We start from the raw sequence: 21369 nt of genomic DNA on the forward strand, positions 1-21369 counted from the left end.
TGATGTTAATTCTTGCATTCAGAAGAATGCCGCATTTTTAAAGCTATGGCGATTTAAAATAAGGGGGAGATTGGTTGATGTCGCCCAAGCCTAACATTCTTATATACAGCCCTGATCAGGCGGACTCGTACGCAGAATGTATCCGTGGTTACGGATTTTCCTCGGTGAAAGCAGCATCAACTGTGGAGGAAGCTGAAAAATATTTGCCGGGGACTGAAGTCATTTTAGCATGGAAATTTCCGACCCAATTGCTTCATAAACCAATCGCTTCGTCCGTTCGCTGGTTTCAATCAATGGGCGCCGGCGTTGATGACTTGGCCAGTGATACTCATATACCCGAGAACATTATCTTAACGAGAATCGTTGATCAATTTGGCGGTTATATATCTGAGTATGTTTTTACATATCTATTGTATCTAGTTAAAGACGTCCCCCGCATGAGCAAGGCACAATTAGAACGCCGTTGGGACCCTTTTATATCGGAAACTTTGGCAGGAAAAACGATTGGGATAGCCGGACTTGGGTCTATCGGCGCTGAAATTGTCCGTAAAGCCCGGTCTTTTGATATGAATGTATATGGATTAAGTTTTAGCGGAAAACAAGCAGAACTCGTAGATCGTCATTTTGCCTCGGATGAGTGGAAGGTATTTGTTAAAGAGATTGATTATTTAGTTTTAACCCTTCCTTTAACAAAGGCTACGCATCATGTTGTTAACCGGGATGTTCTATTAGCTATGAAACCGGAATCTGCAATTATAAACGTTGGCCGCGGCGCGTTAATTAATGAGAAAGAATTGCTGGCTGTGATGCGCTCAGGACACCTTCAAGGCGCGGTTCTCGATGTTTTTGAGACAGAACCGCTGCCCAAAGGCCATCCTTTCTGGGAAATGCCTCATGTATATGTCACTTCGCATTTGTCCGGACCGAGTACAAGGGATGGTGTCAGCCGTTTTTTTGTCGACAATTTAAATCGATACTTGAATAAACAGCCTTTACAAGGATTAGTAGATCGTAAGCGCGGTTATTAAGGCTGATCAATGTTTGCAGCAAAGAACCGATTTTCTTAAGAAACGAGAATCGGTTCTTTTTTGTGGGGGATTGGTGATTAGATTGAAGTTCCTGTCAGGTGTTCTTATCTTGCTTGAAGTTGTTGAGGTTTCTTGTGTTTATTATTCTAATGACTTTTATCAAAATAATCTTTTAATAACGCAATAAAGTTTTGTGCTGTTTTGGATAAATAATGATTTTTCAGCCATATTAGCCCAATCGAGGCGGACATCATGTTATCCGGAATTTTATATACCTCAATAGGATAGCCTTTAAAACATTTTAGCGATGTTTCCGGAACAATGGACGTACCAAAATCAGTTGAGACCAATGCCATTAAGAGTGAAATGTCAGAGCACTCGCTTATAATATGAGGCCGCAATTGAAAGCGGGAAAAGGCTTCTAAAATCAAATAATGGACGCCTAACCCTTCTGTACTTGGCAAAATAAGCGGATAGTTTTGGATTTCGGCCAGTGAAACCTGGGGATCCAACGGCTTCCTAGTTTTTGATGTAATAAAATAAAACGGTTCTGTGTAAAGATGCATCATTGAAAAATCATCTAAATGAAGAGGCAATCGAATCATCGCCAGCTCTACTAAGCGTTCTCTGACTAATTGGCAAAGGTGAAGGGATTCGTTTTGTTGTATTTTATAAGTCACTTTAGGATATTGTTTTTGAAATCGGTGAAGGATTTCTGGCAGTTCGATAACTGAATGCGTATTTGTGCCTATGGTCAGCGTTCCGTTTACCCCATTTCCAACTTCTTTCACTTCCTTCTTAGCCTCTTCCATTAACTCAGTCATTCTTAAGGCATATTTATATAAGGCTTTCCCTGCTTCTGTAAATTCTATAGACTTGCCGTTTCTTATGACTAATGTTGAGCCGAGTTCTTCCTCCATAGCTTTTAAATGTTGACTTAACGGCGGCTGCGAAATATGAAGTCTTTCAGCGGCGGCTGAAATTTTGCCTTCCTCTACTATCGCTATAAAATATCGGAGCTGTCTGATATCCATCTTAAAAAGCCTCCTCTTTATATATGAAAAACTTAAGTAAAAGTTATTTTTTTAATATTTTTCATATAACTATTCCCATGGTAGCATAATTGTAAAGGTTCGAGGAATGATCATGTACCGCAAATTGTTGATGCTTTCATCCATTAATCGCCAATTGGGTTCCAAGAGACAAACAATAAAGAAGAAGGGTAGGTGAAGGCGATCCAAAAATGGTTTTAACGTCTTAAAGCATGTGCAGATATGAATGCAAGGGATGTAAAAAAGGGCAGCAGATAGGGCTGCCATATGAGGTGATTGTCATGAACTTTGTCAAACGAACAATAGAATTAGCACTTAAAAATGTTGAAGAAGGCGGCCGCCCTTTTGCGACTGTCATCGTTCGGGACGGAGAAATTATAGCTGAGAGCCCGAATCTTGTTGCGCAAATGCATGATCCGACAGCTCATGCCGAAATCGTTGCAATCAGAGAGGCATGTAAAAAGCTGCAAACAGAACATTTAACTGATTGTGAGATTTATATTCTTGCAAGTCCTTGTCCAATGTGCTTAGGCGCTCTCTATTATTGCAGCCCGAAAAAAGTCACTTATATTACGGCACGTGAGGATTATGCTCCTTACTATAAAGACGACCGCAAATATTTTGAGTTAGAGACCTTTTATGATGAATACTCGAAACCAATCGAGGAGCGGCGATTACCTATGGTTCAACAAAAAGATGAAGACGGAATCCGGGTTTATAAGCGCTGGGCCGAATTAAACAATCAATAAGCGTCATCAATAGGGCAGTCTTTCATTCGACCCTGTGATTGGACTGAAAAATCTAGAAGCCTCACTAGAAGCGGCGGAAGCTTATAAAGAAAAAGCTTCCGTTGAGATTGTGGCTTTTCCGCAGCATGGATTATTGCGCAGCCGCTCAGTTTCGCTTGTTAGGGAAGCATTAAGAATGGGCGCTTCATTAGTCGGCGGTATCGATCCTGCCTCAATTGATGGAGATATTGAAAAAACATTGCAAACAGTTATCGAGCTTGCGGTTGAGGCGAATGCAAATATTGACCTTCATATTCATGACCCGGGCCATCTCGGTATTTTTACTTTTAAGCGATTAGCGGCTTTAACGGCTGAGGCTGGATGGCAAGGAAGAGTCACAGTCAGCCATGCCTTTGCTTTAGCAGATGTCACAACCGAAGAAGCAAGCGAAGTTGCGGAACTGTTCGCTCATCAGGGCATTTCGGTTACATCGTCGGTTCCATTAGCAAAGACGATACCGATTCCTCTTTTACATGAAAAAGGGGTAGACGTCTCCCTTGGTGATGACAGTATAACAGATCACTGGTCTCCTTTTGGAAAAGGTGACAGCTTGGAAAAAGCCGGGGTGTTAGCAGAACGTTTCCGCCTAGTTGATGAGCGTTCGCTCGGACAAACCCTCGGATATATAACAGGGGGCATAACACCTTTAAATAAAGAAGGAAAACGTGTTTGGCCAAATGCCGGCGACGATGCTCATTTTGTTGCCGCAGATGCGAGCTGTTCAGCAGAAGCTGTGGCAAGGCGAGCAAAGAGAGCGGCGGTTTTATATAAAGGCAAATGTGTTGCCGGAAAACTATAAAGGAAAGGGAAGATCGCAAATGAACGATGCTTTTTGGCTGTTAAATGCTCGATTGGAAAGCGGTTACGAAGTTGAAGATGGGGCGGTTATAGGGACAAATACTAAATGTCATCACCTTTTAATCAAGGATGGAAAGATTGCTGATATACGTTCATCTAACGAAACGATAACAGACCATTTACCGAAAAGAGATGCCAAACAGCTGTTGGCGCTCCCGGCTTTTATAGAAAAACATTGTCATCTGGATAAAACATTGCTCAGTGATCGCTGGCGTCCTGTGACCCCCGCCAAAAACATTTTTGAACGGCTTGAAATAGAGAAAAAAGTGCTTCCTTCCCTGGAAACGACCACTCAAGAACGTGCGGAAACATTGCTTGATATTTATGTAAAATTCGGCGTGTCTCATGTTCGTACACATGTGGATATTTATCCTGAGATAGGATTAAAGCATTTAGAAGATGTCCAAAAAGCGCTGGAGACGTTTGAAGGAAAGTTATCTTATGAAATTGTTGCATTTCCTCAACATGGCTTATTGCGTTCAAAGGCAAAAGATTTAGTGAGAGAAAGCCTTCGCCAAGGGGCCGGCTTTGTCGGCGGGGTTGACCCTGCTACTGTAGACGGCGACATTGAAGCTTCCCTGCAAGAAATGGTTGAACTTGCTGTTGAAGGAAACGCGGGTATCGACTTGCATTTGCATGACGCCGATCATCTAGGCGTTTTTACAATTAAGAGACTCGCTCAATTGACAAAGGAAGCTGGGCTAGAAGGCAAGGTAGCGATTAGCCATGCCTTTGCACTTGGGGATATCTCTGAAACCGAGGCAGAAGAAATGGCGGAAATATTAGCGGATGCTGGGATTACCATTATTACTAGTGTGCCTATTAATCGAAAGTTTCCGCCTGTTGGCTTATTGCAAGAAAAAGGCGTACCGGTTGCTGTTGGATGCGACAACATTTTTGATGTCTGGTCGCCATTTGGAAACGGCGATATTTTAGAAAGGGCCGGCCGTTTAGCAGAAGTTTTGAATTGGTCAGATGAACGGTCATTGGCGCAAACACTCTGTTTTATAACCGGAGGCCAAACACCGCTTAATCACGACGGCGAACAAGTCTGGCCGAAAGCGGGCGATGAGGCAAACATTGTATTTGTCGAAGCTTCATGTTCCGCTGAAGCTGTTGCTAGAAGGGCGAAACGTGCCGCTGTAATGTTCAAGGGAGAAATCGTTTCCGGTTCGTTATAAAATTGGGCCGAATGAAAATCAATAATGTTGCGCCAAAATAGGTGGATGCTAAAGATAGACGCCAGATCAAGCGCATCGATTAGCAAATGCTAGATTAGAAGCCGGGTAGCATTTTGCGATTTATAATTGGATAAAACGCTGCCTGGCGGCCGATGGCGTCCTGCAAGTTTATCCACATGTGGATATCTATTCTAAGGATGGACTAAAAAATGGAAACCGTTGTTTGGTTTCCTCCTCATATATGTTAATAAATTTTGGATAAGCCGAATATGATTTCTATGTATAAAGTTTTTATGAGGAGGAAAAAACATGGACCTGCCGCCTGGTTCACCAAAAGGCCGTCTTGGATTGTCTCGAAATGCCGTTGGTCTTCGTGAAGTTGTGTTTCAGTCTATTACAGGAATGGCCCCTGCAGGTGCGGTAGCATTTGCTTTGACTTATGTCGCTTCAGCCGCAGGAGGAGCATTGCCCCTTTCATTGCTTTTAGCAATGATTCCAAGCTTAATGGTTGCCAGCACTGTAGCGCAATTTGCTAAAAAGCTGCCATCTGCAGGCGGTTATTACACCTATACCTCGAGCGGTCTGGGGCCAGGCGCGGGATTCTTAACGGCTTGGTTTTATTTGTTTTATGAGCCGCTGATGCCATCAACAGTATTTGCTGTCGTCGGGTTTTTAGTTCAAACGACATTTCCAAAAGTCTTTGGTATTCCAATTCCTTGGTACGTTTGGTCTGTTGCTGGCATCTTATTATTATATTTTATTACGTATAGAAGCATTCATGCATCTGCCAAAGTTGCCAGTGTTTTAGGTGTCTTGGAAATAGGCATTTTTCTCATGCTGGCTTTATCTATTCTTTTTAGTGCGCCTCATACTCCGGGCGTCGCCCCTTTTACTCCTGGGGCATCATTGAATCACGGCTGGTCAAGCGTGCTGTTAGGTATGGTTTTTGGTGTGTTTACTTTTGCAGGTTTTGAAACAGCTGCCCCTTTAGGAGAAGAATCGCGCCATCCGAGAAAGACAGTTGGCAGAGCCGTTTTACTGGCCTCGGTGATTATCGGTCTTTTTTATATGATTTCGGCATATGCGGCGATAACCGGGTGGGGCCTTGATAAGATGTCTAGTTACGCGTTATCCTCCAACCCTTGGAATGTATTAGCGCATCGTTACTGGGGATGGGGGTGGATATTGATATTCTTAGCGCTAATGAACAGCCAGATGGGAAACGGCATTGCTTCGCAAACAGCCTGTACCCGCGTTTTATACGCAATGGGCCGGATAGGCGTATTGCCAAAATCATTTGCCTTTATTCATCCTAAATACCGAATCCCTTCCACATCATTAAATGTTCAAACTATCATTACCCTTGTTCTTACGCTCGGGACTGGCTTTTTATTCGGCCCCTTTGCCGCAAGTCAGCTGATAGCGGAGGTTCTGACATTATCTCTCATAATGGTCTATATATTAGGAAATGTTGCTTTGGTTTTCTTTTATCGAAGAGAATATCCCAATGAGTTTTCTTGGTGGCTGCATGGATTTTTTCCTATTGTTTCAAGCGTCTTTCTTTTGATAGCACTGTATGGGTCGATATTTCCAGTGCCGGCTTATCCTATGAATTTGCCGCCGTATATTGTCTTAGTATGGATTGTTATTGGATTTGCGGTATTAGCGTACTTGAAACGCAATCGTCCGGAGGCTATTAAGGCGGCAAGGCATATCGTTATACAAGATCAAGATCAAGATATGGACCATGCGCGATAAAGATCGTAGTGTGAAAATGCCCCATCCTAATCAGGCGGGGCATTTATCATTAATCAATTTTTAAGTCTTTGCCGCTTTTCTTCAGAATAAACACGTTTATCAGCAATATCATCAAGCCTATCACAAACCAAGTCACGCCAAGGTAAAAGGTCATTTTGTCAAAGTTAATCCATACGTAAAGAAGGATAGCAAAACCTAACAGGGGCATTATGAGATGCTGCCACCATTTCCCGGTTCTTTTCCTTATGAAGAAGTAGATAATGACGGTTATATTAAGCACAATAAACGTTGTGACCGCACCGAAGTTTACTAGGCGGCTCAGGTTTCCGATTGACATGATGTAACCGATCACAACAGATACACAAGCAACTAACAATATAGCCGGAACCGGTGTTTGATATTTTTTGTGCAGTTTTGACAGAACTTTTGGAAGAACACGATCGCGCCCCATACTGAATAATAGTCTTGAAATAGCGGCTTGTGCTGCCATCCCGCAGCAAATGGCTGAGAAGAACTTAAGGACTATAACAATCGTTTGCATCCATGGCCCGCCGACTTGATTAAGAATATAATAGAAAGCAACATCAAGGTTTGGAAAAGTGTTGTAATTTGGATGAACAATAGCTCCCAAATAAACAAATGCAATATACATCACTGAAACGATAATCAATGACCAAACCGTTGCCATCCCAACAATTGAACGCTTAGATTTCGTTTCTTCCGCCAATGTACTGATACCGTCAAAGCCAAGAAAACTGAGGACGGCAATAGACATCCCCGAAGCAATAAGACTTGGGCTGAATTCATGCGGTTGATAAACGGGATCCATAGAGAAGGAAGCTTTCCCTTGAATGACATAAATAACAGCCAGCACGCCAAATAATAGGAAGAATGCAAATTCAGCCAAAAATACAATCCAGCTGACCATCATCGCGAGCTTAACCCCTCTGATGTTAATGGCTGTATTTATTATCACAAAAAGCAGCAGCCAAACAAAGTTCGGAATAGACGGCATCCAAGCATGCAGCCAAGAGGCTGCTATCAGCACATTCAATGCGGGAATTAACATATAATCAAGCAAAATCATCCAGCCGGCCAAAAAGCCAATATGCGGATTCAAGCCATGCTGGATATAGGCATAAGCGGAACCGGCGGAAGGAAATTCCTTAGACATATGAAAATAACTATATGCTGTAAAAAGCATTACAACACACGAGACGATATATGTCAGAACAATCATGCCGTGGGAAGCCTGCACAACATCGCCGTAAATTCCCATAGGTGCAAGCGGCCCCATAAAAATTAACCCATAGACAATTAAGTCCCTCATGGATAATGAACGTTTTAATTGTTGTGTACGATTAGATTCAGCAGGTGCTGCCATGAATCAGCCTCTTTCCTGTTTCTATATGATTTAAAGTTTATTGATTCAAATCCGATTAGTCAAGTGGGAATTTTGGGCCTGAAGCTATGAGCTGCGGACAACTTTATTATAACGTTTGCTGCTACGCTTATATTGGAGCAACGCTCAGGAAGGCAAGGCGCTAAAGACAAAGTAAACTTCACCGAATAAACGTTTTTCCGCCAAGAGCGTCCAGTAAACTAACAAATATATGGTAAAATAAAAGGTAAAAGGAGGAAATCTATGATGGATGCAGCGCAATTATCTTCACGGTTTAAGCATTTTGCTGAATTAGAATGCAAAGGATCGAGCAGCCTTTATGAATGTTTAGCCTTTAAAGTTTCTGAAGATAGTGAAATGATTGAACTATGTGCCGAAGCTCGAAATGGACAGCCAGTTCCTAATTTATTATTTGGTGCCGTCCATTATCTGCTGTTAAAAGGCGAAGAACACCCTTTAAAAGAATATTATCCAAGCATCACGAAAAATCCAAGAACGATAGCAGGGTGTTATGATCACTTTAAGGATTTTTGCAATGTTAATAGGGATGAGATTATTGCAATTCTTAAAAGCAAGTTAGTACAAACAAATGAAGTTAGGCGCTGTGCTTACCTATATCCAATTTTTTGCTTAATATACAGTAAGACAGGAAAGCCTTTGTCACTGATTGAAATTGGAACAAGTGCAGGACTGCAGCTATTATGGGATAAGTACAGCTATTCATATGATACTCATAATATCTATGGCGACAGAGGCTCAAGCGTTCTTATAAAGTCTAAAATAAAAGGGCGGCTGACGCCTTCGCTTCTCCAAAAGTGTCCGCCAACGGCATCAAAAATCGGATTAGATCTGCATGTATGTGATCTCAGACATTCTGAAGATTTCCTTTGGCTGAAATCGCTCATTTGGCCGGAACATAAAGAAAGATTAGACTTGTTTGAACGCGCAGCCAAAGTATTTAGGGAAAATCCCGCAGAACTTATTGAAGGTGATGGCGTAAAATTATTAACAGATGTAATCGAGCAACTTCCTAAAGATACTGCCGTATGTATTTTTCATACCCATGTTGCGAATCAAATGGCGAAAGAGTCAAAATATGAACTTATCGATAAAATAAAGAAAATTGGCAGTCAAAGAGATGTTTTTCATATTTATAACAATATGTGGGATCGGAAGCTTCATCTCGACTATTGGATGAATGGCATTGAATATCATCATACAATTGGAGCCGCTGATGGCCACGGCCGGTGGTTTGAGTGGAATTTAAAGGATATTCGCTAAAATTCGCCAAAGGGAATTCCCGAAAATAGCGGATAATCGCTTTTTGCGTCGACATAACAACTTTTTTGGAGAAAAATAAATCACTCGATGTATAGCATACTGGCTGGTTGATTTAATAAACTGTATATGTATGTTTTTTCCATGGCCTGTGATTCTATATACCCGGTTAATATTTTGGCAATAAGGGGTATATAAAACAATGCAGCCGTTTTTTTACAGGCCTATTCTTAATGATTAGAGGAGAGATAAAAAATGCTTTCAAAGAAATCATTTACAAAGGTCATTGCAGCTTCATTATTGACTGGTTCCATATTAGGAGTCGGAACATTATCGGAAACCGCTGCACATGCAGCGTCTAAAAAGGCAGCTGTCTCCGAGACTGTTAATCATGTTAATCAGAGTGCGGTAAATACTTTAAATGATATTTATCATGCTGCCTTTAAGGGAGAGATGCCGGGAAATGTTAAAGGGCTTAAAATTAATAAAAGCACAAAAAAAGATGTTCATGCCAAATTTGGAGATCCCGATAAGGTAGATCATCAATTTGATTTATATAGCTGGACTATGGGGCAGCCTGGATATGGGTTTGCTTATAATAAAGACAACACTATTTCAGAAATACGAAATTTCGGAACAGCTGTTGAGCGGCAAACAAATCTTGGCGGCATTACACCTGACCTATTAAAAAAACAGCTGGGCCGTGCTGATAAAATTCTTAAAGATCCAGGTACAGGCGAAAAAGACTATGTTTATAAAACAGGCCGCTACGAACTTCATTTTGTAATTGGCGATAACCCGATTATAAGTGGTTACGATCAAACTGTGAATCATGTAAACTTAACCGCTGCAGCCGCTAAAACTAAAATTTCCAGCGGAAGCGCTGCAATAAAGCATTTGAGGCATCAATTGAAGATGGATAACAATAAGGATATAGCCTTCAGTGATATGGGCGGAGAACTAAAGACTGATAAAAAAGGATCCTACTATACTATAAAATTAACCTCTAAATCTATGCAGAATAAGGGGGGAACTGGAACCGTAGGCTTGTATAAGGTATATCAAGACGGCACCTATAAGTTAGCCTATTGATTGAGTTTAATCAAAACCGATTCTCCATTTATGCTGGGGAATCGGTTTTGTTTCTGATCATATGATGAAATGACAGCATTCATGATTAGTTATTAACATCCTTGCATTGATAACTTTTTTCCTTTATCCATTGATGTGCAAATTTTATTTATCGAATCTTCGGTGACTTTCTCCGTTTTACTCTTCACTTGATTCATTTCCATCTGGATAGTATGAATTTTAGTTAAATGTATCAAATAACGTTTAATTTTTGAAGCCATTTCATTTTGAAAGGGACCATTTGAATTGAATGGACGTTTATCATTAGGCAATTCTCTTCTTTGATATAGAGGAATTAGCCCCCTTATGGCAGAATATAGGTAATAAAAAAAGGTGAGCTGTTATGGCTGAATTTTTTTATCTGTAGATAAACAACGTATCAAACGCTTTTTTATAACTAACTGGGGTACTTGTGAAATGGTTTATTCTCAAGGGGTTTTCAATTGTTTAAACCTAGATGGATTTGCAGCTGTGGACCAGAAGGATATTATTGGATTAATAACCTTTTATATAACTGAATCAACCAGTCATATTATTTCGCTTGACAGTATCCGGCAAAATCAAGGAATCGGCTCTTCACTATTAACAAGAACTGAAGAGCATGCAAAGAAACAAAATTGTTCGTCTATTCAATTGGTCACAACCAATGATAACTTAAAAGCACTCTATTTTTATCAAAAGAGGGGATATCAATGTATTAAAGTATTGCCAAATGCAGTAAATAAAGCTCGGGAAATAAAACCTGAGATCCCCCTTTTCAGCAATGATGGAATTCCAATTCGAGATGAATTTATTTTATCTAAACGCCTCAAATAACATTTATTCAAGTATATAGCTTGTGGGGATTTGAAAGACTCCAATGTCTTGGCAGTAGAGATGCAGGGGGATTTTTATAAGGAAAGAGGTCAAACTATTGGGTGCAATGGGATTGGTTGTTTGAATAAACCATAAAACATGTTCGTTTTTAATAAGCATGAAGAAGATCAGTCCTATTTAAAATGAACCCCGCCCGGTGGACATGCAAAAACGTCTGCCTATGGGGTGCTTTTTTGTATAAATCGGTGTCATTGATTGCTTCTGCGAATTGTATTGCGAGGGAGCGCTTCATTCAGATCTATGGATAATATATGCCCCGTCTCACTGTCTTTTTAACGGGCATCATAAGCCCATCATAAATACAGAACGGTGTTTGTTAACAGAGCAAATTGTACACTTTATGAATAGAAGTGTATTTAATATAGGATTTAGGAGGCTTGAAGATATGGGGAGATTGGGAAATAAGGTGTCATTGATAACCGGCGGTGCATCGGGTATTGGAAAAGCTATTGCTTTGTTGTTTTCAAAAGAGGGCTCTAAAATAATTATCACTGACATTAACGAGGACAATGGGCAATCTGTTGTCGATGAAATAAAAGACTGCGGCGGCGAAGCTATGTTCATTCAGCACGACGTGACCAAGGAAGATGAGTGGAAAAAGGCGCTGGATATTGCCCAAAAACAATTTGGCAAGCTCGATGTATTAGTGAATAATGCCGGGATTGGCCTAGCAGCTAATATTGAAGCGTGTACTTTTGAGCAATGGCGAAAAGTGTTAAGCATTAATTTGGATGGCGTTTTTCTGGGAACAAAATACGGTATACAGGCGATGAAAAATAATCAGACCGGTTCAATCATTAACATGTCGTCAATCGAAGGTTTTGTTGGTGATCCTAATTTAGCAGCTTATAATGCCAGTAAAGGCGGCGTACGGATTTTAACAAAGTCGGCTGCCTTGCATTGTGCGAAATCGGGATACGGTATTAGGGTAAACAGCGTCCATCCGGGCTATATTAAAACGCCTATGGTGGAAAACGATGATGAAAAGAGTAAGGCTGCTGTCAAATATTTGGAGTCTCTTCATCCGGTCGGACATTTAGGGGACCCGCTCGATATTGCCTATGGCGCATTATATTTGGCATCTGATGAATCTAAATTTACGACTGGTTCTGAACTTTTAATAGATGGCGGTTATACAGCTCAATAGGATTTTTCATAAAGCTGGAGCTTTTAATATTGGGTTTAGTGTTATTCAGTAAGAAGCGGACATACTTTAGCTTTCTAGCTTAGGTATGTCTTTTTAATGCTTAGTATAAAAATGGAACAGCGGCAGGGGCGTTTTATTCAAGTTATCCACAAAATCCACATTATCCACAAATTCACAGGGACAGAGCCGTATTTCTCACACTTTTTCTTTTTGGCTATATGATAAAACAGTAACGAATGACTCCTTTTAGCGGATATGCAAATAAAAAAATTTCCCTTTGTTCGTCGATTTTTCTTTATCAGATCGGGGATTATCATAAATAATACTATTCCGACCAAAAAAGTCGGGTTGACTTTTCTGTCTATTATGATAAGATTTAAAATCAATAATACAAAAATACTTATCAAGAGAAGGTGAAGGGATTGGCCCGATGAAGCCCGGCAACCTGTTCGGAACCCATCATTGTGATCATAGCTGAAACGGGTGAAGGATAAGGTGCTAAATCCAGCAAAATGGAACCCATTTTGAAAGATAAGTAAGGCAGTAAAATGACCTCACAGTCTTTCTTAAGTGGATATATTTCATAATATTTCGACTATACCTATGCCTTGGGCGTTAAGCCAAGCCCAAGGCTACGGCGATAGTACGCGCAGCTAAAGAATAGTCGCATCCAACGCTTGGCCTGAGCCAGGTTTTTTAATAAAAGGGGGGACTGAAGTGGGTAATAGTGAGCAGCTAGATCCGGTTATTTTGCGGATAAAAGATATGCTTAAATCGATGAAATTTGGGTCGATCACGCTTGTTGTCCAGGACGGAAAAGTGATTCAGCTTGAAAAAAATGAAAAAGTAAGATTGAAATAAATTCGCTGACTAGACAAACTAGAGGCGGTTTTGGGCTTTTAATGCTTAATAGCCGAAAACCGCTTTTTTATAGCTTTTAAAACTATCGGATTTTCATTTGACTATTTAAGTTATGAACAGTTATTTGTGCGCTATAACTTGGCACCGGATCAATTTTCTTTAATGAAGGGAGCACAAAAATATTGATAACATATCAAAATTGGATAACACCAGATATATCTTTTGATTCAGATTCCGAAACAAAGGGAGCGCTTGAAGTTCTCGAATGGGCTTACTCAACATACGGAGATGAAATATTATATTCGTGCAGCTTTGGCGTAGAAGGCAGCGTTTTAATCGATCTTATCTCTAAAGTCAATCCGTTTGCACAAGTTGTCTTTTTAGACACAGGATTGCACTTTCAAGAAACCTATGACGTGATTAATAGCGTTAAAGAGGCGTATCCCAACTTAACGATTATTTTAAAAAAGCCGCTGCTCACTTTGGAAGAACAAGAGGTTCAGTACGGCAAGGCGCTTTGGAAAAGCAGCCCGAACTTGTGCTGTCAATTAAGAAAGATCGAACCTTTGCAAGAGTCACTGGCACATGTGACTGCTTGGATTTCCGGACTAAGAAGAGAGCAATCGCCGACACGAAGGCATGTCCAATATATCAATCGAGACGAGAAATTTAAAAAGGTGAAAATTTGCCCGCTTATCCATTGGACTTGGAAAGATGTTTGGAGATACGTTCATAAGCATCAATTGCCTTATCATGCGCTTCATGACAGAGGATATCCTAGTATCGGGTGTCATCCTTGTACACAGCCTGCTTTCGATGAAAATGATTTACGGTCAGGCAGATGGGCAGGCCAAGCAAAATTAGAATGCGGATTGCATGAAGATACAAGAGGGACGCTATCATGACGTGGTTAGCCATATTAGTAGGCATGTTGTTTGCGCTTAATATCGGCGGAAGCGGAGCCGCCGCTTCAATGGGTGTGGCTTACGGTTCCGGCGCTGTGAAAAAGGTTTACTATGCACTGCTGTTGTGCGCAATAGGCATTTTGCTGGGGGCTACTATTGGCGGCGGAGAAGTCATTAAGACCATTGGGTCCGGGCTTATTAATGAAAAATATTTGAGTGTTCCAATCGTTGTCATCATTTTAGTTTCCGCCGCGGTCTCATTGTTCATTGCCAATATAACCGGTATTCCGCTTTCGACGAGCGAAGTAACTGTCGGCGCTGTTGTTGGCATAGGGGTTGCCTATCAATCTATGTATTTGCCAAAGCTGATTTTTATTGTTACTTGCTGGCTGATTGTTCCTATTCTTGCTTTTATTGTAACGATCTCAATGAAAAAGCTTTTTGAAATTATGAGACTAACACATTTTCTTGAAAAACGATCATTGGTTTTGACGGTTTTGCTAATCGTGGCCGGATTCTTTGAGGCTTTTTCATCAGGGATGAACAACGTCGCCAATTCGGTAGGGCCTCTTGTTGGAGCTGGCATCTTTAATGTTAATGAAGGCAAATGGATTGGCGGGATTGCTGTCGGCATCGGGGTGCTTCTGTTAGGAAGAAAAGTGATTGAAACAAACGGCAAGAAAATCGTGGCCTTTTCAAAAATAGAAGGGATCATCATCTCATCAACAGGTGCAAGTCTTGTTATAACGGCTTCAATTTTCGGTATTCCTGTTCCGATGGCTCAGATAACGACTTCATCGATACTTGGGATCGGTTTTTCGAAAAACGGCTTCAACGTTTTTCAAAAAAACATTGTTAAGCGGCTTTTAAAGGTATGGGTTGTATCCCCTTTATTTTCACTGATTTTATCTTATGCGTTCGTTCAGGCGTTTATTTTTTCCAATTGGTATGCCTTTATCGTCGTTGTGATTGTATTTGCCGCTACTATTGGAGGCATTAGTTTGGTCAAATCAGTGAAATGGGATTTATTTCAGAAAAAAGTTGGTTACAAAACCAAGTAAACAACTTTGATAAATATGATTTGAATAATGACAGGGAGGAATTGCAATGGCCATTCAACCGCATGGAGGAACGTTAATTCATCTATTTCAACCCAATTATGAGGTTTCTGCTGTTCGGCATTCAGTAGAGCTCGATGCAACAGCTCTTCGCGACCTTGAATTAATCGGTATAGGGGCCTATAGTCCATTAACAGGCTTTCTTAGTCAAGAAGACTATGACAGTGTTGTAGAGAATATGAGACTTAAAGACGGAACGGTTTGGTCTATTCCGATTACATTGCCTGTCAATGAAAATAAGGCGTCATCTATCAAGATCGGAGAAGAAGCCAAGCTTGTTTATCATGGCGAAGTTTACGGTGTCATTCGAGTAGAAGATAAATTTAAACCGGATAAGGAAAAGGAAGCGGAATGCGTTTATCGAACAGCCGAGCTGGCGCATCCCGGCGTGGCTAAACTGTTTCAGCGTCCGAATGTGTATCTTGGCGGTAAGATTATCTTAACGAAAAAGCCTGAAAAATTGTTCCCTGATGAAACGTATGAACCTGCCGAGTCCCGGCGGCTTTTTCAAGAACGGGGCTGGAACACAATCGTCGGATTCCAAACGAGAAATCCAGTCCATCGCGCGCATGAATATATTCAAAAAACAGCGCTTGAGACCGTTGATGGATTATTCTTGCAGCCGCTTGTTGGCGAAACGAAAAATGATGATATACCGGCAGACATTCGTATGAAGAGCTATCGTGTTCTGCTTAAGCATTATTATCCGCAAGATCGGGTTTTACTGGGGGTATTTCCAGCAGCCATGAGGTATGCTGGTCCGAGAGAAGCCATTTTTCATGCGATGGTTAGGAAAAATTACGGATGCACGCATTTTATTGTTGGAAGGGATCATGCAGGAGTCGGCAGCTATTACGGCACCTATGATTCCCAAAAAATCTTCAGCCATTTCTCCCAAGAAGAGTTAGGGATTACGCCGCTGTTTTTTGAACACAGTTTTTATTGCTTAAAATGCGACAGCATGGCTTCGTTAAAAACCTGCCCGCATTCTCATGAAGATCGGTTAATTCTTTCTGGAACAAAGGTAAGAACTTTGTTAAGAAACGGAGAGGATCTCCCAAGCACTTTCAGCCGTCCGGAAGTCGTAAAGGTTCTTGCAGAGGGATTATCGGAAAAAGTCACTCAGTAAAAAGAAGGGAGTTTATCACAATGTCTGCGAACATTACCTGGCATGCTTCATCCATTTCAAAAAGCGAACGAAGATTGCGCAACGGACATCATAGCTTTGTCATCTGGTTTACCGGATTATCGGGTTCGGGCAAATCGACATTGGCTAATGCTGTCGCTGGCAGGTTGTTTGATGACCATTTGCAATCGTATGTATTAGATGGTGATAATATAAGATTCGGCTTGAATAAAGATTTAGGTTTTTCGGAGAGAGACAGGAAAGAGAACATCCGCCGTATCGGGGAAGTAGCGAAACTGTTTGTTGACAGCGGAAGCGTGGTTTTAACAGCTTTTATTTCCCCTTACAAAGAAGACCGCCGCGCCGTGCGGGAATTATTAAAGGCTGATGAGTTTATAGAGATCTTTGTTAAATGCTCGATAGATGAATGCGAAAAGCGTGATCCCAAAGGGCTTTATCAAAAGGCGCGTAATGGGGAAATCAAAGCATTCACAGGTATTAATGCTCCCTATGAAGAACCGGACAAACCGGAAATGATCATTGATACCGAACATTTCACCATTGACCAATGTGTTAATCAAATCATTGATTATTTAAAAGCAAACAAATTCATTTAGCGGGAAGGGCTGTCTCATAATATATGGGGCAGCTTTTTTTAGCTGATGCCGCTATAAGATCGAGCGCATAAAGGCCGATTGACAATGGCAAGGAACAACATTAGTATAATTAATGAAAATGATTATCATTTTTAATTGTGTATTCTCAATGGTTAGAATCAACTTCATCCATTTTAAATTGAATATGATATTGTTCCAATCCTTTCGGCGTTCGGTTTATATCTATACGAACGTATAAAAAGAGGTGAGTGAATTGACGGTTTCTGCTAGAAAAGTTTCTATCGGATACGGCGATCAGTTAATTATAAAAGACTTATCATTAGAAATTAGAAAGGGTGCCATTACCACAATTATTGGACCTAACGGATGCGGGAAGTCTACTCTTCTTAAAACAATAGCCCGTGTTCAGCAGCCAAAAGACGGCGCCATTTACCTGGACGGGAAGGCGATTCACAAAGAGCCGAAAAAAGAAATAGCGAAACGAATGGCCATACTCCCGCAAAACCCGGAAGCGCCAAACGGTTTAACGGTCCGTGAGCTTGTCTCTTACGGCCGCTTTCCCCATCAGCGGGGCTTTGGCCGGTTAAAGAAGGAAGACAAAGATGCTGTCGATAGAGCGTTGTCTATGACCAATACATTAGATTTTGCCGAAAAACCTGTTGAATCATTATCAGGGGGACAAAGGCAGCGCGCTTGGATCGCGATGGCGCTCGCCCAGGAAACTGATCTCCTAATATTGGATGAACCGACAACCTTTTTAGATATGGCTCATCAGCTTGACATATTAAAGCTTTTAAAGCAATTAAATATTGAAGAGCAGCGCACCATTGTCATGGTCATCCATGATCTCAATCTTGCGGCGAGGTTTTCGGATTATATGATTGCCATGAATTCAGGAACGCTGATCGCTGAAGGCACATATCGGGACATTATGACAAAAGATACGCTTCGAAAAGTCTTTGATATAGATGCATACATCGTGAATGATCCGCAATATCATAGGCCTGTTTGCTTAACTTATGATACCGCGGGCGATCATCAGGAATTTAAAAGAAACGTTTCCGTTTAAGCTGTGTTGAAGGGTTTTCAGTTTTGATTGGTATTGGCGGTTTCCTTTATTCAGGGAACTGCCTTTTTTTGGTTTTTAAACATTAAAATTTCAAGATTCCGGGGCAAGTTTGCTAAAATAGTTAGCGTGTATTTAATCAGAAGATACTATTAGGGAGGAATAACCATGCTTTTTGGAGCCATAGAAGCTGGTGGAACAAAATTTGTTTGCGGTATAGGAAATGAAAACGGTGAAATCCTTGAGAGAGTTAGTTTTCCTACGACAACACCAGAAGAAACGATGGGGCAAGTGATTAATTTCTTTAAAGATAAACAAATGGATGCGATGGGCGTTGGCACATTCGGACCAGTTGATCCAAATGAGTCCAGTCCGACATACGGATATATTACAAGCACCCCAAAAATAAAATGGAGAAACTTCGACATTATTGGCGAATTAAAAAAACATTTTAATATACCTTTTGGCTTTGATACCGATGTTAATGCGGCTGCGCTTGGTGAAACTGAATGGGGTGCCGCAAAGGGCTTGGACAGCTGTGTCTATATGACAGTCGGCACAGGCATAGGCGGAGGAGCTGTTATCAGAGGAGAAATGGTTCATGGCATGCTTCATCCTGAAATGGGGCATATCCTAGTTAAGCGTCACCCAGAAGACGACTTTGCCGGCAATTGTCCATACCATCAGGATTGTCTGGAAGGCATGGCAGCGGGACCAGCCATTGAAAAGAGATGGGGAAAGAAAGGGATTGAACTTCAGGAAGTTGATAAGGTTTGGGAAATTGAAGCTTATTATTTGGCGCAAGCGGCAGTCAATCTTATTTATACCCTTTCACCAAAAAAAATTGTACTAGGCGGCGGGGTCATGCACCAAAAACAATTGTTCCCAATCATTCGGGAAAACGTTAAAGAGCTGCTTAACGGTTATGTGCAAACGAATGAAATTCTATCAGACATCGACCAATATATTGTACCTCCTGGATTAGGAGATAATGCTGGTTTATGCGGGGCTGTTGCCCTGGCAAAAAAGGCTTGCGGCATTTAAAACTTTAATTCATGCCTTTACGTACAATTTATAGATAAGTTTTACAAATCAATCATAATATCATAATATAAAATCAGAGCTTGTTAAAGTTGCTGTAAACATAAAAGGGGGATTAAGAATGGTAGAAGCCATCGTCAATTTACCGAATGACCCATTATTATGTTCTGCACTTATGACTTTGCTTATCCCTGTCACACTCAGTGCGGTTTGGGGGTTATTGATACGAAGGCGCCATTCAGAGGCATTTCCAAACCCCTGCTTTGTTTATAGCAAAAAGATTAATGAGTCATCAGCCCAAACTCATATCATTGCTCATCATCTTGTAGCAAAGTGGCTTTCGAGATATATCAAACGCAAAGATAAGCCTTCTGCGGAGGATGATGGAGACCATATATCCTCCTCATTGCATCTATGAAAACGATAATGAGGAGGACAATCATAATGAAAAAGGGCTGTTTTGCCATACTCGCTATATTAGCGATTCTTACGTTATCAGCTTGTCAAACACAAAACAAACAATCACATGCGCAAATAGGCATATTTCAAAACTATTTAGTCGATCCGTTTGCAAAGTTAATCCATTACACAGCTTCTCTCTTTAACGGCAGCTACGGCATTGCCATCATATTAATAACACTTGTGATACGCCTTATTCTATTGCCTTTCATGTTGAAACAATACAAACATCAGCAGCAAATGAAAGAAAAGATGAATAGAATCAAGCCGGAAATGGAAGCGTTTAAAAGTCGTTTAAAAGAAACAACAGACCCTGATAAACAGAGGGAAATTCAACATGAGATGCTATCCCTTTATAAAAAGCATGGCATCAACCCGATCTCACCGATGGGCTGCTTGCCTCTCCTGGTTCAATTGCCTGTCCTGATGGGTTTTTATTACGCTATTAGAAGTTCAAAAGAAATCGCTTCACATAATTTTATGTGGTTCAGCCTTGGGCATACAGATATTTTTCTCGCGATACTTGCCGGTGTTGTTTATTTTCTGCAGTTCAGGGTGCAGCTGATGAATATGCCCGATGATCAGCCCAAGATGATGCAGTGGATGGGGCTGGCATCTCCGGCAATGATTTTAATTGTTTCATTCAACTCGCCTGCGGCCTTGCCGCTGTACTGGCTTATCGGCGGTGTGTTTCTTATCGGCCAGTCCTTATTAGCAAAATTTTTATTTGCCAAAGAATACGAGAAACAAAGTGTGTCTGCTGAACAATGATGATAATGAGACAGGCGTTGTTTTAATATACTTAAATGCAGCTGACAAGCTGTGCTAACGGCTTTTGTCAATGACTGCACAGGCGATGCGCGAAGTTTTGCGGGAGTCTAAAATAAGGAGAATTAAACAGTCGAGGATGATAATCTCGGCTGTTATTTTTGTTTCAAAATGTGCAAAAATGGTTTTAACTATATTGGAATAAATAGTAAAATTAACTTAGCGGGCCATTTTCTTTACAAACGCTTCTGGTTAAAGAATAGTGCGAAAATATCCAGTATAATGAAGATAACAATAATTGGGAGGTTGGGTATATGAAGAGTATAAAAGACCAATATGAATTGACGGATTTTGTTAAAGACATGACTGCGGCTGTAGAAACTGAACAAGATGATGCGGCATTGGTTTCTAAAGCGGAACATCTTGTCGGCAAACTCATTCAGAACAAGTCATGGTTCCCATCTGAAAAAATCGCTCCTAACCGCGATCACTATGCCCGTTATTCTTTATATGTTGATCCCCTGGATCGATTTGAGGTTCTAGCTCTTGTCTGGGCACCCGGACAATCGACCCCGTTGCACGACCACGACGGTACATGGGGTGTTGAAGGCGTTTTCAATGGCCGTATTAAAGTGACAAACTACCTGCAATCAGAAAAGATTTCAGAGGATGTTGTCAAGCTTCGATACAGCGGCACTATGACGGTTGGTGAGCACAGCACTGGACAGCTTCTCCCGCCTGCGGATTGTCATATTCTTGAGGCGGCCGACGATCAATCGGCAATTACAATTCACGTGTACGGCAAGCAGCTAAATAAATTTAAGATTTTTCAACCACTTAATGATAAGGGAGCTTTCAAAGCCTATGATCATGAGGTAGGCTACACGACTAAACTGCATTAGCTGTTGG

Annotated in this window: 19 protein-coding genes, 2 pseudogenes and 1 riboswitch; of the genes and pseudogenes, 19 read left to right on the forward strand and 2 right to left on the reverse strand. The window is 41.0% G+C overall.

What is annotated here, in order from left to right; all coding sequences use genetic code 11:
• The first annotated feature begins 77 nt into the window (after positions 1-77).
• Positions 78-1028: a D-2-hydroxyacid dehydrogenase gene (locus tag JOD45_RS03870; RefSeq protein WP_239549062.1), complete on the forward strand. Its 951-nt coding sequence runs from the start codon at positions 78-80 to the stop codon at positions 1026-1028.
• A 146-nt stretch (positions 1029-1174) separates the two neighbouring features.
• Here the strand turns inward: JOD45_RS03870 and JOD45_RS03875 are convergent, their stop codons facing one another.
• Entirely contained in the window at positions 1175-2062 is an 888-nt protein-coding gene (locus JOD45_RS03875) for a LysR family transcriptional regulator (protein WP_205002553.1), read from the reverse strand.
• A gap of 299 nt (positions 2063-2361) precedes the next feature.
• Here JOD45_RS03875 and JOD45_RS03880 point away from each other — a divergent pair, with 299 nt between their 5' ends.
• From JOD45_RS03880 to JOD45_RS03895, 4 genes and pseudogenes are all read left to right on the forward strand, one after another.
• Positions 2362-2829 carry a nucleoside deaminase gene (locus JOD45_RS03880; protein ID WP_205002554.1) on the forward strand — a complete coding sequence of 156 codons (468 nt, stop codon included), beginning with the start codon at positions 2362-2364 and terminating at the stop codon, positions 2827-2829.
• A gap of 22 nt (positions 2830-2851) precedes the next feature.
• Positions 2852-3667: pseudogene (locus JOD45_RS03885) on the forward strand (amidohydrolase family protein); the annotation flags it as partial.
• A gap of 19 nt (positions 3668-3686) precedes the next feature.
• Positions 3687-4907, forward strand: a complete 1221-nt coding sequence (locus tag JOD45_RS03890) for an amidohydrolase (RefSeq protein WP_205002641.1) — start codon at positions 3687-3689, stop codon at positions 4905-4907.
• A 309-nt stretch (positions 4908-5216) separates the two neighbouring features.
• Positions 5217-6665 (forward strand): APC family permease, encoded by a 1449-nt coding sequence (locus JOD45_RS03895; protein ID WP_205002556.1) that lies wholly within the window; start codon positions 5217-5219, stop codon positions 6663-6665.
• Between the two features lie 49 nt (positions 6666-6714).
• Here JOD45_RS03895 and JOD45_RS03900 read toward each other — a convergent pair whose 3' ends face one another.
• A complete protein-coding gene (locus JOD45_RS03900; RefSeq protein ID WP_205002557.1) occupies positions 6715-8049 on the reverse strand; it encodes an APC family permease in 1335 nt (444 codons plus the stop codon).
• A 261-nt stretch (positions 8050-8310) separates the two neighbouring features.
• On the opposite strand from JOD45_RS03900, the gene JOD45_RS03905 reads away from it, so the two are divergent.
• The 14 genes and pseudogenes from JOD45_RS03905 to JOD45_RS03970 all read left to right on the forward strand — a co-directional run bounded on the left by JOD45_RS03905 (position 8311) and on the right by JOD45_RS03970 (position 21362).
• Positions 8311-9348 carry a DUF2332 domain-containing protein gene (locus tag JOD45_RS03905; RefSeq protein ID WP_205002558.1) on the forward strand — a complete coding sequence of 346 codons (1038 nt, stop codon included), beginning with the start codon at positions 8311-8313 and terminating at the stop codon, positions 9346-9348.
• A gap of 252 nt (positions 9349-9600) precedes the next feature.
• Positions 9601-10197, forward strand: a pseudogene (locus JOD45_RS16490) (YjgB family protein); the annotation flags it as partial.
• Between the two features lie 630 nt (positions 10198-10827).
• Positions 10828-11292 carry a GNAT family N-acetyltransferase gene (locus JOD45_RS03915; RefSeq protein WP_338056023.1) on the forward strand — a complete coding sequence of 155 codons (465 nt, stop codon included), beginning with the start codon at positions 10828-10830 and terminating at the stop codon, positions 11290-11292.
• Positions 11293-11737: 445 nt separating this feature from the next.
• On the forward strand, positions 11738-12499 hold the full coding sequence (locus JOD45_RS03920) for an SDR family oxidoreductase (RefSeq protein WP_205002561.1): 762 nt from the start codon (positions 11738-11740) through the stop codon (positions 12497-12499).
• A gap of 397 nt (positions 12500-12896) precedes the next feature.
• A riboswitch (SAM riboswitch) is annotated at positions 12897-13037 on the forward strand.
• 179 nt (positions 13038-13216) lie between these two features.
• Positions 13217-13360: a DUF2292 domain-containing protein gene (locus JOD45_RS03925; protein WP_205002562.1), complete on the forward strand. Its 144-nt coding sequence runs from the start codon at positions 13217-13219 to the stop codon at positions 13358-13360.
• Positions 13361-13542: 182 nt separating this feature from the next.
• A complete protein-coding gene (locus JOD45_RS03930; protein ID WP_205002563.1) occupies positions 13543-14265 on the forward strand; it encodes a phosphoadenylyl-sulfate reductase in 723 nt (240 codons plus the stop codon).
• Positions 14262-15326, forward strand: a complete 1065-nt coding sequence (locus tag JOD45_RS03935; RefSeq protein WP_205002564.1) for an inorganic phosphate transporter — start codon at positions 14262-14264, stop codon at positions 15324-15326. The genes JOD45_RS03930 and JOD45_RS03935 overlap by 4 nt, the downstream gene beginning before the upstream one ends.
• A gap of 46 nt (positions 15327-15372) precedes the next feature.
• Positions 15373-16512, forward strand: a complete 1140-nt coding sequence (sat, locus tag JOD45_RS03940; RefSeq protein WP_205002565.1) for a sulfate adenylyltransferase — start codon at positions 15373-15375, stop codon at positions 16510-16512.
• A gap of 20 nt (positions 16513-16532) precedes the next feature.
• Entirely contained in the window at positions 16533-17126 is a 594-nt protein-coding gene (gene cysC, locus JOD45_RS03945) for an adenylyl-sulfate kinase (RefSeq protein WP_205002566.1), read from the forward strand.
• A gap of 253 nt (positions 17127-17379) precedes the next feature.
• On the forward strand, positions 17380-18195 hold the full coding sequence (locus JOD45_RS03950) for an ABC transporter ATP-binding protein (RefSeq protein WP_239549063.1): 816 nt from the start codon (positions 17380-17382) through the stop codon (positions 18193-18195).
• 165 nt (positions 18196-18360) lie between these two features.
• Entirely contained in the window at positions 18361-19236 is an 876-nt protein-coding gene (locus tag JOD45_RS03955) for an ROK family protein (RefSeq protein ID WP_205002568.1), read from the forward strand.
• A 118-nt stretch (positions 19237-19354) separates the two neighbouring features.
• A complete protein-coding gene (locus JOD45_RS03960; protein ID WP_205002569.1) occupies positions 19355-19651 on the forward strand; it encodes a hypothetical protein in 297 nt (98 codons plus the stop codon).
• 26 nt (positions 19652-19677) lie between these two features.
• Complete coding sequence (yidC, locus tag JOD45_RS03965; RefSeq protein ID WP_239549064.1) at positions 19678-20463, forward strand: membrane protein insertase YidC; 786 nt, start codon at positions 19678-19680, stop codon at positions 20461-20463.
• A 311-nt stretch (positions 20464-20774) separates the two neighbouring features.
• A complete protein-coding gene (locus tag JOD45_RS03970) occupies positions 20775-21362 on the forward strand; it encodes a cysteine dioxygenase family protein (protein WP_205002571.1) in 588 nt (195 codons plus the stop codon).
• Positions 21363-21369 lie beyond the last annotated feature (7 nt).

The organism is Scopulibacillus daqui, assembly GCF_016908855.1.
Taxonomy (GTDB): domain Bacteria; phylum Bacillota; class Bacilli; order Bacillales; family Sporolactobacillaceae; genus Scopulibacillus_A; species Scopulibacillus_A daqui.

Bases quoted from the DNA above. Each gene is read 5' to 3' on its own strand.
- JOD45_RS03870 (WP_239549062.1), top strand. From the start codon at position 78: ATGTCGCCCAAGCCTAACATTCTTATATACAGCCCTGATCAGGCGGAC.
- JOD45_RS03895 (WP_205002556.1), top strand. From the start codon at position 5,217: ATGGACCTGCCGCCTGGTTCACCAAAAGGCCGTCTTGGATTGTCTCGA.
- JOD45_RS03890 (WP_205002641.1), top strand. From the start codon at position 3,687: ATGAACGATGCTTTTTGGCTGTTAAATGCTCGATTGGAAAGCGGTTAC.
- JOD45_RS03970 (WP_205002571.1), top strand. From the start codon at position 20,775: ATGAAGAGTATAAAAGACCAATATGAATTGACGGATTTTGTTAAAGAC.
- JOD45_RS03900 (WP_205002557.1), bottom strand. From the start codon at position 8,049: ATGGCAGCACCTGCTGAATCTAATCGTACACAACAATTAAAACGTTCA.
- JOD45_RS03960 (WP_205002569.1), top strand. From the start codon at position 19,355: ATGGTAGAAGCCATCGTCAATTTACCGAATGACCCATTATTATGTTCT.
- cysC (WP_205002566.1), top strand. From the start codon at position 16,533: ATGTCTGCGAACATTACCTGGCATGCTTCATCCATTTCAAAAAGCGAA.
- JOD45_RS03905 (WP_205002558.1), top strand. From the start codon at position 8,311: ATGATGGATGCAGCGCAATTATCTTCACGGTTTAAGCATTTTGCTGAA.
- JOD45_RS03875 (WP_205002553.1), bottom strand. From the start codon at position 2,062: ATGGATATCAGACAGCTCCGATATTTTATAGCGATAGTAGAGGAAGGC.
- JOD45_RS03920 (WP_205002561.1), top strand. From the start codon at position 11,738: ATGGGGAGATTGGGAAATAAGGTGTCATTGATAACCGGCGGTGCATCG.
- JOD45_RS03935 (WP_205002564.1), top strand. From the start codon at position 14,262: ATGACGTGGTTAGCCATATTAGTAGGCATGTTGTTTGCGCTTAATATC.
- yidC (WP_239549064.1), top strand. From the start codon at position 19,678: ATGAAAAAGGGCTGTTTTGCCATACTCGCTATATTAGCGATTCTTACG.
- sat (WP_205002565.1), top strand. From the start codon at position 15,373: ATGGCCATTCAACCGCATGGAGGAACGTTAATTCATCTATTTCAACCC.
- JOD45_RS03880 (WP_205002554.1), top strand. From the start codon at position 2,362: ATGAACTTTGTCAAACGAACAATAGAATTAGCACTTAAAAATGTTGAA.
- JOD45_RS03955 (WP_205002568.1), top strand. From the start codon at position 18,361: ATGCTTTTTGGAGCCATAGAAGCTGGTGGAACAAAATTTGTTTGCGGT.